The following is a 13829-nucleotide window of genomic DNA, read 5'->3' as shown; positions in this document are numbered from 1 at the left end:
TTGGTGGAGCTATGCGGGATCGAACCGCAGACCTCTTCGCTGCCAGCGAAGCGCTCTCCCAGCTGAGCTATAGCCCCGAACTAATTTTTGCTGCCTTGGTGGATGACTCCTCCCTGACAACGAGGCGCATTCTATGCACCTCGAACAAAAGAGTCAACCCCTTTTTTAAGAATTAATTCTAGCAGCTACAAATTTAACCGCTTCGGCTATTCTTTCAACGCTACGGGCTTTACCAACGAGTTTAAGGGTAATATCTAACCCTGGTGACTGGCCTGCTCCAGTAACAGCTACTCGTAACGGCATACCTACTTTACCCATGCCTACCTCTAACTCGCAAGCCGTTGCTTCTATAGCTTGTTGAATGTTTTCGGCCGTCCACTCATCTATAGCTGCTAATTTAGTAGCAACTAACTCAAGAGGTGCTAATGCCACGCCACGTAAATGCTTTTTAGCGGCGTTAGCGTCAAACTCTTCAAAGTCGACATAACAGTACTTACTTGCGGCTGCCAACTCTTTAAGAGTATTTACACGCTCGCCCATCGCACTAACAATTTCTGTTAACGCCGGACCATTAGACATATCAATGCCCTGCTCTTCCATATGCCATTGTAGATGCTTTGCTACATAGCTAGTGTCCATGGTCTTTATATAGTGGTTGTTTAACCATAATAATTTTTCAGTGTTAAAACCAGAAGCGGCTTTATTAATACCATCCAATGAGAAGTGTTCTTTCATTTCATCAATTGAGAAAACTTCTTGATCGCCATGCGACCAGCCCAAGCGTACTAAATAGTTTAATAATGCTTCAGGCAAGAAACCGTCATCACGGTATTGCATCACACCAACTGCGCCATGACGCTTAGATAACTTTTTACCATCATCACCCAAAATCATCGACACATGCGCATATTCAGGAATAGGCGCGCCTAATGCTTTAAGAATATTAATTTGGCGCGGCGTATTGTTAATATGATCTTCACCACGAACAACATGAGTAATATCCATATCCCAGTCGTCAATCACAACACAGAAGTTGTACGTTGGACTGCCATCGGTACGTTGAATGATTAAATCATCAAGTTCACTGTTCTGAGTAGTAATAGTGCCTCGAACATGATCGTCAAAAGTAACGCTGCCTTCTTGCGGCGTTCTAAAACGAATAACATGATCAACATCCGTTGGATACTCACTTAAATTACGACAACAACCGTCATAACGAGGTTTTTCACCATTAGCCATTTGCTCTTCACGCATGGCATCTAGGCGCTCACTAGGACAGTAACAACGATAAGCCTTATCTTGCTCTAATAATTGCGTAAGTAACTCTTTGTAACGATCAAAACGTTTGGTTTGATAATACGGTCCTTCATTCCATTCTAGTCCTAACCACTCCATTCCTTCCATAATCGCATCGATAGCCGCTTGCGTTGAACGCTCAATGTCGGTGTCTTCAATCCGCAAGACAAATTCGCCACCCATTTTCTGGGCATATAACCAAGAATAAAGTGCAGTACGTGCACCACCAACATGTAAATAGCCAGTAGGGCTAGGAGCAAAACGTGTTTTGATTGTCATAATCAATGATTAACCTTATGTAGAAAGCGACTGTGTCTTAATAATTGTATACACAGCAAAATAATGATGCATATTTTAACAAGATAACCAATAACTACAATCTATAAAGCCAATTCAAAAGCATAACGGTCTATTTAAAATCATCTGGTTTATCCATTTTTAGCAATATGTGACATAATTCAACCGGATATTGGCGCAATTTAATACAACAACAAGCAAAACGATTTAAAAGCAACCACTCAATCCATATCTAAAAAAAAACCATTGACTCTAAACAGAGTCTCTCTATAATACGCTCCCGAAACCAAGGGAGATTAACGCAGTTAAACAAACTTAGTTTCTATTCTAGCTAAAGAAGAAAAACATTAGTATTACTATCCCGGACGATTAGCTCAGTTGGGAGAGCATCGCCCTTACAAGGCGAGGGTCACTGGTTCGAGCCCAGTATCGTCCACCATTTTTTAGATTAAAATGTAAAACTTATCTTGTACCCCTGAGGACGATTAGCTCAGTTGGGAGAGCATCGCCCTTACAAGGCGAGGGTCACTGGTTCGAGCCCAGTATCGTCCACCATCATATTATCCCCTAGAAAACAATTAGCTCAGTTGCGATAGCATCTTCTACTCTTTACAACCCGACCGAATCACTCGTTCTAACCCAGTATCCCTGACCATCGATAATATAAACTAGCACCTCGCACTGACTTCATCGCGACGCTGTAATTCTTACTAAACAATTAATATTTTAGTAACCTCTAAAAATAACTATCCTTGTTATTAAACAATATCCAAAAATTCCTTTATCTATCTAAACCTAAAAGATTAATTTTAAATTTGGTATAATCCCTTCTTTTACCAGCGTAATATTTATTATGATCAAAGATCCTGCCATTTTAGAACGTTTAGAGAACAGCCAAGCACGTATTACCAAAGCAATTTTTCCTTTTACGACGAATCACCATGACACACTTTTTGGTGGCCAAGCATTATCTTGGATGGATGAGGCTGCTTTTATTGCTGCCACACGTTTTTGTCGTAAGCGTTTGGTGACGGTTTCATCGGATCGCATTGATTTTAAACATCCGATCCCTGGCGGCAGTTTGGTTGAGTTAGTTGGTCAAGTGGTACATGTAGGCCGCACCAGCTTAAAAGTTGAAGTGAATATTTATGTCGAAGACATGTACCATGATCACCGTGAAAAGGCGATCACTGGTACCTTTAGTTTTGTTGCAGTAGATGACGACGGTAAGCCAACACCAGTACTACCGGTATAAACTAAACTTCTGATTAGATAAAATAAGCTAATTTATGCCAAGCCCGTTACGCGATCTCCGACTAACGGGTTACTTTGTCGTTCTTGACCAAACGTTGAATTAGGACCATGACCACAAATAAATTCGACACTATTACCTAACGGCCATAACTTTTCACAAATAGAGTCAATCAATGTTTGATGGTCACCACGAGGAAAATCCGTGCGACCAATCGAACCAGCAAACAGCACGTCGCCTACCCAAGCTTTGTCTAAAGTTTTAGAGTAAAAAACGACATGGCCTGGCGTGTGCCCCGGTGTATATATCACTTGTAATACTTCATTGCCAACTGCCACCACATCCCCTTGCTCAAGCCAGCGATCTGGGGTGAAACTTTCGACAGGATCAAAACCAAACATTTGCGCTTGTTGATCTAAGGCATCAATCCAAAATTTATCTTCTTTATGCGGACCTTCAATGGTTAAGTTTAACTGTTTCGCGAGTTGAGCTGTACCGCCGGCATGATCAATATGAGCGTGAGTCAGTAATATTTTTTCAACCGTAATCTCGTGTTGTTCAATTGCATCAATGATAAGTTCAATATCACCACCGGGATCAACAACAGCGCCCCGCTGTGTTTGATCGCACCACAACACCGTACAATTTTGTGAAAAAGCCGTGACCGGAATAACTTGGTATTTCAACATCAAATTGACCTATAAAATAAAAATATTGTTAGATCCTAACATAACTTCTATGATAAGAATAAATGACTAAGACTGTTAACTGTCTAATTTATGGAACAAGGAGTTTTCCATCATCAAGGTTAACCTAGCAACAAAAAGAATAACCAGCGCGCTGTTGTTGTGTGCGAGCTATCAAGTCAATGCCCAATTGACTAATTGCCAATGGCTCAGTCATAATCAATTATCGGCACCTTTTGAATTAGCACTGACCGACGATGTTGAGTTGCTCCCCGAACATTTAATCGATGAAAATACCACCGTCAACAACATCCGCATTAATCGCTATAACGTATTTGATGAACGAAATCCTGACGAACAAAATTGGTTGTTTCGCACACTCAATTCATTGCATATCGTCACTAAAGAACAAGTCATTACTGATAACATTCTATTTAAATCTGGTGAGCTTTATACTCAAGCTACCCAACAGGAATCGGAACGTCTGCTGCGCGGTAGAAAGTATATTTACGGTGCACGAATTCGACCGCTAAGTTTATGTAACAACCAAGTGGACGTCGAAGTTACCACCCGAGATTTGTGGTCACTAACCCCATCGTTTAGCGTGTCGCGTAGTGGCGGTGAGTCTAAAACGACGATGGCGCTTAGCGATTCAAATTTCTTGGGCAGAGGCAAGCGTATTACAGTTGCCCGTACTGAAGCGGATCAACGAACCGAGTATTTAATTAGCTACAAAGATCCTAATATTATGGGAACTCGCCGCCAAATTAATCTTGAGTTTAGCGATAATAGTGATGGTTATCGTCAATTTACAAGCTTCGAATTACCCTTCTATTCACTAGCGAGTACCTACACTTATGGTGCCCAATACAATAACGAAAAACGGATCGATTCAATTTATCATGACACCGAATTAAGCAGTGAATTTGAACATAAATTACAACATTCCAGTCTTTTCTTTGGCCACTCTCGCGGCTATGAAAACAAAAAAAGTGTCCGCTGGCGCTACGGTCTATCAATAGAGCAAGATAGTTTTTTAAAAAAATCACTGCATAACCCTCTCGATATCGTGCCAAGCGACAGGAAAGCGATATACCCCTGGTTAAGTATTGAACTATTAGAAGATAACTACATTAAGCTCCAAAATTATCGTTCGATAAAACGCACCGAAGATATTAATTTAGGCCACTATGTTAGCGCATTAATTGGCTACAGTGACCAATCGCTAAGTGACGATCCAGACCAAGTCATAGTTAAGGCCGAGCTTAAAAATGCTTTTAAATTCGATCAACAACTTATCGATTTAACGGCTTCTTTTGAGGGGAATTGGCAAGGTGACAACTTTCAAGCAGATCAGCAGTTATTTCACTTTAAGAGCGATTATTATAACTTCCACTCACCAGATTGGGTATTTTTTAGCTCAATAAACATCAATTCAACCGATAAACTGCACCGAGAAAAACAACTATTTCTTGGTGGTGACACCGGATTACGTGGTTATCCATTACGCTTTCTTGAAGCTAAGCATAGTGCGGTATTATCTTTGGAAGAACGTTATTACAGTGATGTTTATTTGTATCAATTGGTGCGGGTCGGAGCAGCTGTTTATTTTGACATAGGAAAAGTATGGCAAAGCGAACAACAGGCAGCTCAAACTAATCATAGCCAATTTATCAGCGATATAGGGGTTGGTCTGCGCTTAACGCCAACCCGAGCTGATGCCAACCATATTATCCATCTAGATTTGGCCTTTCCCCTCAGTAACAACGACACAATTGATAGCATGCAATTGATAATTAAGGTCAAGCAGTCATTCTAGTTACTGGCGGTTCAGTAATTCCACCAACTCTACGCTAAGCTATTATCTCGGTTAGAGTAACCATGTTATCATCGACTTCCTTTAACTAATGAACGTGCTGCTTTGTCCATACTTACCTTATCAAACAATCAAATCGATATCTGGCTGGTGCGCCCTAGCACAATCACCGATAAACAATTGCTAACTCAATATTTCGATTTACTTAGCAGTGACGAGCAGCATAAAGTGAATCGTTACATTCGCCCTGCCGACCAGCACAGTGGATTAGTGACACGCGCTTTTATACGCTGCATATTATCGCACTACGGCGATGTTAAGCCGCAAGATTGGCAATTTGGTCGTGGATTCAACGGTAAACCTTACTTAAAAGATTCATCAGTAAGTCTCGAATTTAACCTGTCTCACGCGAATGACATGATTGTCTGCGCGGTAACAAAGTCATTTCCATTAGGCATTGATGTTGAATATACCAAACGTAATAGTGATACATATAAGTTGGCACCGCGTTATTTTTCACCCACGGAAATTGAGGCGCTACAGCAATTTGAACACGCACAGCAACCTTGGCATTTTTATGATTACTGGACCCTTAAAGAGTCTTATATTAAAGCCTGTGGCGATGGTTTAGCGATTCCACTCAACCACTTTAGTTTTGACTTAAGCAACAGAGCACAGGTTAAGCTTAGCTTTTGCGCGCAGCGAAATGACAACCCAGCACATTGGAAAAGCTGGCTGTTTGAAGCGAGTAAAGATCACCGAATGGCCCTAACGGTAAAAGCACCATGTAACCAAAATATGACCATCACGACTCGATATCTAACACCGTTAGCACAAACAGATTTAGTTGAGATCCCGCTTTAATTTTCGCCAAGGTAAACCGTGTGCCCCCAAAGCGCCACAGACTGCAGCCGACAAAAATACCACCATTGACATCGCGGTTAATTGACCGCGATCGCCCAAGCTTCCAATAAATGTGCCACTAATCACGCAGGCAACGATAAAACCGTGTAACGCCCGATGATGTGTCACCATCAGGCGAACCGTCAAACCACCAAGCCACATCGAACCACACAACGTCGCCAGCCCCATTACTTGCCAAATTATGCCTTGGTACTGTGACCACAATTGATGTTCATTACCCGCAATTCCACTATAGGCCGCTATTAGTATAAAAATGAGCTGATTAACCAACAGGATAATAAGCGTGGTTATGCAACCCAATATAAGCACAGAAATTTTTATCATGCGGATCCCCTACTAATAACGATGATCTAATCATAAAATAGATTCGTGAATGGTTCTAAGATCTGGATCAAGCAGCGGGTAATATAATAGATAGGTATCAGCGGCATAGAGCCGCTGCATCAGTAAGAACGTTGGTTTATAAAAATGATTAAGGTAATTGAAAGGCTTTATTTAATTTCGCGTAAGCATCATTTAGCAGCTGAGCCATATCCATATAACTCGCCTTAGACGTGACCGGTTTAACATACATACCGGCGTTAACCATCTGGGTGCGAATTTCGCTGCACCAGTTAATCAAGTTATGAGACAACGGTTGTTGAGATCTATGCCCCAACCAAATAAGACCTTGATAAGGCATGCTAACAATGAGTAATGACATCGCTAAAGCACGCGGGATCACATCAGCGCCAAAGTAAGTAAACTGAGCGACGAAAGAAAGGCAAGCAATTGCTGGCGCGGTTTTTTGCACTAATAGACATAGAGTGATAATTTTCGGCTCTTTAAAAATGACACTAAGCTCACCTTTAATCGGCCACAGTTTTTGATATTTACGCCCAAGAGCAATTAACTTAACTAATTCAGTCATTATGTATCCTCAACGGGTAAAAACTATACGATATGCTAAAAAAATGAGCTTTTGTGATGCCAACGTCATAATTTTACGGCTAGCGCCTATATCAAACCCAAAACAATTAGTATAATTGTACTATATCTGTTTTAAGCGCGACAATTCATTTTTTTCACTTTTAATAAGATTAACTGGTAACTTCTAGTAATTCCAATCTTCATTAATTTTAGTCCTAATAACGTGTAATAGTTCACGCGATAGCACTTTTATTAATTATGATTGCATACAACACAATTTGGTAGCATAAATGACAAACTCACTTGTTTTCGTTCTAAACTGCGGTAGTTCTTCGCTGAAATTCGCATTAGTTGATAGCAAAACTGAACAACAAATCCTTTCTGGCTTAGCTGATTCATTAGGCTCAGACAGCCCTTTTATTAAAATTAAATATAATGGCAACAAAGAGACTATTAAATTAGGCGCCGGTGCTATGCACCAAAGTGCGATTGATACCTTAGTGGCTCAGTTGAAAGAATACGGTTTAGACGATCGCATTGTGGCGGTTGGTCATCGTGTCGTACACGGTGGTGAGAAGTTTAAAACATCAGCGTTAATTAACCCTGAAATTATCGCAGAGATAGAACAAGTTTCGCAGTTGGCGCCATTGCATAACCCTGCCAATATTGTCGGTATTAATGCGGCTATTCTTGCATTTCCAACGTTGCCACAAGTTGCAGTATTTGACACCGCGTATCACCAAACTATTCCTGCTCATGCTTATTTATATGCGCTACCTTATGAGTTATATAAGAAGAACGGCATCCGTCGCTACGGCTTTCATGGTACTAGCCATTTCTACATTAGCGGTCAAGCTGCAAAAATGCTTAACAAGCCAGTTAATCAAACCAATATTATTTGTGCCCACCTTGGTAACGGCGCTAGTGTTACAGCCATTGCAAATGGCCTAAGTGTCGATACCAGCATGGGCTTTACCCCACTTGAAGGTTTGGTGATGGGCACACGTTGTGGCGACCTTGATCCTGCAATTAATAACTACTTGATCGAACAATTGAACTATGATCAAAGCCAAGTTACCGAGTTATTTAACAAGAAAAGTGGCCTACTAGGTATCTCTGAGCTATCTAACGATTGTCGTTTAATCGAAGAAGCAGCAGAACAAGGTCATGCAGGCGCGCAACTGGCCCTTGATATTTTCTGTTATCGGTTAGCTAAATATATCGCATCTTATACCGTACCATTAGGTGAGCTAGACGCTGTCGTCTTTACTGGTGGCATTGGTGAGAATTCAGACGTAATTCGCGCCAAAGTTTTATCATTACTTAAGATCTTTGGCTTTACAGTCGACAAACAAGCAAATCTTGATGCTCGTTTTGGTAATGCTGGGTTTATCAATGGTCCAACAGGCCCGAAAGCCATCGTTATTCCAACCGATGAAGAACTGGTTATCGCTCAAGATGCTATCAGCTTAATCGCAACGTTGGAGCAATAATCATGGCAAGAACTATTATGTTAGTCCCAGTCTGTTCAGGTGTTGGTTTAACCTCTGTTAGTCTCGGATTAGTCCATGCGCTGGAACGCCATGGCGTTAAGGTAAACTTTTTTAAACCAGTAGCACAACCGAGCGACAATGGCTGCGAACGCTCTACCGCTATTATTGGTAAAAACCCTAATATTAAACCGCCACAGCCTTTTAGCTCGGCCTACGTTGCTGGTTTAATGAGTAACGATCAAGCAGATACCTTGCTTGAAGAAATTGTCGAACGGGCAAACAAAGCTCTGCTCAATAATGATATTTTAATTATTGAAGGCCTAGTGCCGAGCCGAAAGCACCAGTTTTCGAGCAGCCTTAACAATGATATTGCGCGTGCGTTAGACGCTGAAGTTGTTTTTGTTACTTCACCTGGTAGCGACAATGCAATTCAACAAAAAGAACGAATCGAAATTGCATGCCAAAGCTTTGGCGGCACCGACTCAGAACGAATTTTGGGTTGTATCGTAAATCAAATCAATGCACCGATTGATGCCAATGGCGTGATTCGACCTGATTTAGCCGGCACAAAAAGCAACAATCAGCAAAAACAAATGGAAGTATTCCAGTTGTTTGGTCGCAGCCCAATTCGCGTTTTAGGTTATGTGCCATGGAATGAGAATATCATCGCGCCACGCGTGATTGATTTATGTCGACACCTTGATGCTAAGGTATTAAACGAGGGTGAAATACATACCCGACGTTTACGCAGTACCAGTTTCTGCGCACGCAGTATTCCTAACATGGTTGAGAATTTTGTCGCGGACAAATTATTGGTCGCCTCAGGTGACCGCTCTGATGTTATTGTCTCTGCATGTTTAGCCGCAATGAATGGCGTCAAGGTTGGTGCTTTACTACTCACCAATGATTATGAGCCAGAAGCCGCTGTAATGGCGTTATGTCAACAAGCAATGGCGACTGGTTTACCCATTTTGTTAGTTGAAACCAACACATGGCAAACTTCAATCAACTTACAAAACTTTAATCACGAAGTTCCAGTTGATGACGACGAGCGTATTCTTCAAGTGCAAGAATTTATGGCCAGTCATATTGATAAGCACTGGATTAGTACTCTAACTCAAGTGTCTAGTCGGCAACGCCGCTTGTCTCCTGCCGCTTTCCGTTATCAATTAACTGAAATGGCGCGCCGAGCTAAAAAGACAGTTGTACTGCCTGAAGGTGAAGAACCACGTACTATTAAAGCCGCCACAATTTGTGCTCAGCGTAATATTGCTAACTGTATTTTATTGGGCAACGCTGAAACAATTTCATTAATTGCTAAGCAGCAAGGTGTAGAAATTGGTAGTGGTGTTACTATTGTTGATCCACAATCAGTACGCGAGCGTTACATTGAGCCTATGGTTAAGCTACGTGAACACAAAGGCCTAACCAGCGTCGTCGCCCGTGAACAGCTTAAAGACAATGTAGTATTAGCGTCAATGATGCTAGCGCAAAATGAAGTCGATGGGCTAGTTTCCGGCGCCATTCACACCACAGCCAACACGATACGTCCGCCGTTGCAGTTGGTTAAAACAGCCCCAGGCTCAAGTTTAGTTTCATCAATCTTCTTTATGCTGTTACCAGAACAAGTTTATGTTTATGGTGACTGTGCGATCAATCCAGATCCTACCGCTGAGCAACTAGCAGAGATTGCAATTCAATCGGCTGATTCAGCCCTAGCCTTTGGCATTCAACCTAAAGTGGCCATGATCAGTTACTCAACGGGTACTTCTGGTACCGGTTCTGATGTTGAAAAAGTACGTGAAGCGACCAAAATCGCAAAAGAGCGTCGTCCCGATTTAATTATTGACGGACCTCTGCAGTACGATGCTGCAGTGATGAAAAATGTCGCTGCGTCAAAAGCACCGAACAGCCCAGTGGCCGGTGAAGCGAATGTATTTATTTTCCCAGATTTAAATACCGGTAATACTACCTACAAAGCTGTGCAACGAAGTGCCGATCTAATCAGTATTGGTCCAATGCTGCAAGGCATGCGTAAGCCGGTAAATGATCTCTCTAGAGGTGCATTAGTAGATGATATTGTTTACACTATTGCTTTAACCGCAATTCAAAGTAAACAAGCCGAGCAAAATGCAAACTAATAAATACCTAAAAATATTACGTAAAGGCCTCATTGTGGCGCTCGCTATTGGCGTCACAGCTTGTGGCGATAAAGAATCAATCATGTTACCTGAGCAAGTTGCCAAGGAATTTGTTGATGCGGTCTACAATCAAAAAGACATCAAAACGATTAAGTCGCATTCGACTAAGAAAATTGCCGATATCGTTGGCCATTATCGCAGCATAAAAATGATCCAGCGTCATGTCATGGACTTGTCACTGAATAAAGCAACGATTGAGGTGTCAGATGTTGGCGGCGATTTCTTTCGCAAGACCCGCAAGGATCTAACGGTTGAATTGCACATTCGTGGCAAGGTTAATGGTGGCATTGTCGCCGATGATCGTTTTTTATTAATGACTCATCAAGATGGCCGCTGGAAAGTTAAGCGGATATCTAAGTCTTAAAAAAATCGCTAATTACAGCGTAATAAAAAGCCCAATCAATGAAAATTGATTGGGCTTTTTTGTTGTACTAGCTGCAACTTACTGTATCGCGACAGCTAACACGCATTTTCTTTATTACTTAAGGGGCACAAGCTTTTACTACGTCATCATTAGTAACTGTGATTCTACTAGTGACAGTCTCAGTCATTGAATCAACAAAACCAGTCGCGGCAAAACTAGCTACCTGTGCTTGCATTTCCATAGTGGCTAGTAGTGCAAAACCCAAATCCTCAGTAATACCAGTTTGTTCACGCGAGTCACCTAATGAACTGTGATGTCCTTTGGTAAAACGCACGACTCCAGACGTTGCACCAGTGGTCATACTATCAACACAATCCAACCCTAAACTAGCAATCAATGGTTCAGTACCTGACAGCAGGAATGGGATAGGCAATGGGTCTAAGTTAGGCAATGGCAGTTGTAAAACGCGATTTGGTAATGTTTGATCAGACAAATTATCAGCCCCATCCCCCACAATTTCAATGACCTGAACCGGTATTTCTGATGCCGCTAATGCCGCGCCATAGTTAATTGGGTCAATGGAGTCAACCGCGGTTTGAATTGCAAAAGCAAATGATGGTATGAACTTGCCGTACTCTGCCCGTACAACGTCATTATAATCCGACGTACCTTCAGCATGGCCTTGGGTATTAGCAGCATCAACCAATTCTTGGAAGTCATCGGTAGCGACAATGGTGTTAAACAATACTGGTGAAAAAGCTGATGAGCCAGCAAATGAGCCCGCCAATCCTCCTGCTGGTGCGACTAAAGCAGCATTCGTAAGCGCAAAATAATTAGGTACAGCTAGCAGCTCTTTCGTCGCAGGATTAAACAAACCTGAGTTGGCGTAAGTGGCCACGCTCGTGCCAACAATCCCCCCTAAGCTCAATCCTTGAATACTAACTTTTGTAGCATCTAAGGTATCAGATATACCTGCTATATCAGGCATTGAGTTCAGTGCTAAACGCAGTGCAAGGTTGTCTAAAATAGCTTGACGGAAATTATCGCGCACTGTTAACGGACTGCCAACATTAATGAAAGCTAAAGTATCGCCGTCAGTAAATGCTGTTGGTTGACCGATTAATGAACCATAGGCGACATTAGTGGCAGTTACAAGGTAACCTCCTGTACTACCAGCACCGAAACCAAACGAGCGCTCACCGTGTAAAGGCATATCAATCGCAATTGTCGCAATTCCCGCAGCAGCGTAGGCATTAGCATAGGCTAACGTTGACTCTTTGCCTCCTCCTAAACCATGCATGGCAATAACAACTGGCCAACCGGCGTCTGGCTTGGTGCCAATTTTAGGGATCGTAATTTGAACTGGAATATCTTCAATACTCTGTACAGCGGGCACGGGGTTAAAGCGTGTTAAGTGTCTGGCTGTATCAGTGACCATCATTGCTTGTGCAACCGGACTTTCACTTGCCGCTTGCCAACGGCCATTAATTAATGCGACAGTCTCGTTTTCATCATTGAGGCCTAGACAAGCACTTTTCGAACATTCACCGTAAAATGGTACAGTTAAGCTCGCAGTATAATAGTCGACGGCGGCAATAGAAATTGATGGTGCAGGTGAAGTACCGATTTCTGGAGCTGCCGAAATGCTCGGTTTGTATGATGTATATGATGGAGAAGCTAGTGGATTTACCATCAAGAACTTCGTTGTTTCAAACACGTCAACGACCGATTGAGTGGTGAAAGCGGCGGTATAAATGATGCTATCTTGGTCTAAATCACTTGCAGCAACGGCGCCAGCTTCATAAGAATTGATTATAGATTGCAAACCAAGTTGCGATGGCAAAGGTAATGGCATGGTTGTTATATCTGTTCGCACGGTTTCATAAGTAGACGAACCGCGTAACGCGTTACCTTCGCTGTCTTCTATATTATTAGTTAATACTAATAAATAACCTTGCGAAGCTTTGAAAGGTTTCATTGGCATAATAACTATCTTCTTGTCACTAGGCGCAGCAATAAAGTCGCCCGTTTGACCATACTCTAACTCTTGTACAATATCACCACACAAGTGAAGAGAAGCAACTGTATTACAATCTGCAACCGGTGATAAAAGGCCGCCTAAGTTGACTTCAAATAAACGGACGGCTCCAGCTTGTGCAAAGGCTGCAGGAGCAAGAGTAACACCAGCAGCACCCATAGCAACATCAACCGAAAAAGCCGAAGTGGTTGACCACCCATCTAACGCGCCAAGTGCAATGCTCGGGTCGGTATAATCAGGAGCAGCTAACGCTACACCAGTAGCATCTTTCTCACCAGGTAAAAACAACGTACCGTCTGTAGTATCTTTAAACAGTAAGTCATTTGGTACTGATAGGTTTCCCCCAGATGGATCAAATATAATCCGTGAAGCAGGCTGTTGCACACCCCCTGCGTCCTCTACTTGCTGCTTAATTTCGGCGATTGATTCATCACCGCTACAGCCCGCTAAACCAAGGACACTGGCAATAGAAACACTCAGTAGTAATTTTTTCATACATTTCCCTATTTACTTTAATTATTATTGTTTAATCTCGTGTCAAGCTTGATAGAAT

11 protein-coding genes and 3 tRNA genes are annotated in these 13829 nt (G+C 42.1%); 8 read left to right on the top strand and 6 right to left on the bottom strand.

Annotated elements, in window-relative coordinates; all coding sequences use genetic code 11:
• Position 1: 1 nt before the first annotated feature.
• Both HRU23_15680 and gltX read right to left on the bottom strand, forming a co-directional pair.
• Positions 2-77: transfer RNA gene (locus HRU23_15680), tRNA-Ala, on the bottom strand.
• A gap of 88 nt (positions 78-165) precedes the next feature.
• Positions 166-1575 carry a glutamate--tRNA ligase gene (gene gltX / locus HRU23_15675; protein NRA55578.1) on the bottom strand — a complete coding sequence of 470 codons (1410 nt, stop codon included), beginning with the start codon at positions 1573-1575 and terminating at the stop codon, positions 166-168.
• A gap of 381 nt (positions 1576-1956) precedes the next feature.
• Here gltX and HRU23_15670 point away from each other — a divergent pair.
• The 3 genes from HRU23_15670 (at position 1957) to HRU23_15660 (ending at position 2848) form a co-directional block, all read left to right on the top strand.
• Positions 1957-2032: transfer RNA gene (locus HRU23_15670), tRNA-Val, on the top strand.
• 40 nt (positions 2033-2072) lie between these two features.
• Positions 2073-2148 (top strand) — tRNA-Val (locus HRU23_15665).
• Positions 2149-2446: 298 nt separating this feature from the next.
• Positions 2447-2848 (top strand): acyl-CoA thioesterase, encoded by a 402-nt coding sequence (locus tag HRU23_15660; protein ID NRA55577.1) that lies wholly within the window; start codon positions 2447-2449, stop codon positions 2846-2848.
• 32 nt (positions 2849-2880) lie between these two features.
• Here HRU23_15660 and HRU23_15655 read toward each other — a convergent pair whose 3' ends face one another.
• Complete coding sequence (locus HRU23_15655; protein NRA55576.1) at positions 2881-3531, bottom strand: MBL fold metallo-hydrolase; 651 nt, start codon at positions 3529-3531, stop codon at positions 2881-2883.
• 190 nt (positions 3532-3721) lie between these two features.
• Between HRU23_15655 and HRU23_15650 the strand changes: the two genes are divergently transcribed.
• Positions 3722-5350, top strand: coding sequence for a BamA/TamA family outer membrane protein (locus tag HRU23_15650; protein NRA55575.1), 1629 nt, complete (start codon positions 3722-3724; stop codon positions 5348-5350).
• Between the two features lie 102 nt (positions 5351-5452).
• Complete coding sequence (locus HRU23_15645) at positions 5453-6211, top strand: 4'-phosphopantetheinyl transferase superfamily protein (GenBank protein NRA55574.1); 759 nt, start codon at positions 5453-5455, stop codon at positions 6209-6211.
• Here the strand turns inward: HRU23_15645 and HRU23_15640 are convergent.
• Complete coding sequence (locus HRU23_15640; GenBank protein ID NRA55573.1) at positions 6191-6595, bottom strand: hypothetical protein; 405 nt, start codon at positions 6593-6595, stop codon at positions 6191-6193. The genes HRU23_15645 and HRU23_15640 overlap by 21 nt on opposite strands.
• 148 nt (positions 6596-6743) lie before the next feature.
• Positions 6744-7181 carry a DUF412 family protein gene (locus HRU23_15635; protein NRA55572.1) on the bottom strand — a complete coding sequence of 146 codons (438 nt, stop codon included), beginning with the start codon at positions 7179-7181 and terminating at the stop codon, positions 6744-6746.
• A 289-nt stretch (positions 7182-7470) separates the two neighbouring features.
• Between HRU23_15635 and HRU23_15630 the strand changes: the two genes are divergently transcribed.
• The 3 genes from HRU23_15630 to HRU23_15620 are packed head-to-tail and all read left to right on the top strand — an operon-like array spanning position 7471 to position 11238.
• Positions 7471-8673 (top strand): acetate kinase, encoded by a 1203-nt coding sequence (locus HRU23_15630; GenBank protein ID NRA55571.1) that lies wholly within the window; start codon positions 7471-7473, stop codon positions 8671-8673.
• A gap of 2 nt (positions 8674-8675) precedes the next feature.
• Complete coding sequence (pta, locus tag HRU23_15625) at positions 8676-10814, top strand: phosphate acetyltransferase (protein ID NRA55570.1); 2139 nt, start codon at positions 8676-8678, stop codon at positions 10812-10814.
• Positions 10804-11238 (top strand): hypothetical protein, encoded by a 435-nt coding sequence (locus HRU23_15620; protein NRA55569.1) that lies wholly within the window; start codon positions 10804-10806, stop codon positions 11236-11238. The genes pta and HRU23_15620 overlap by 11 nt, the downstream gene beginning before the upstream one ends.
• A gap of 118 nt (positions 11239-11356) precedes the next feature.
• On the opposite strand, the gene HRU23_15615 is transcribed toward HRU23_15620, so the two are convergent.
• Positions 11357-13771: a lipase gene (locus HRU23_15615; protein ID NRA55568.1), complete on the bottom strand. Its 2415-nt coding sequence runs from the start codon at positions 13769-13771 to the stop codon at positions 11357-11359.
• Positions 13772-13829 lie beyond the last annotated feature (58 nt).

This window comes from Gammaproteobacteria bacterium (assembly GCA_013214945.1).
Classification (GTDB): Bacteria; Pseudomonadota; Gammaproteobacteria; order Enterobacterales; family Psychrobiaceae; genus Psychrobium.
This window is presented reverse-complemented; position numbering and strand designations above follow the sequence as displayed.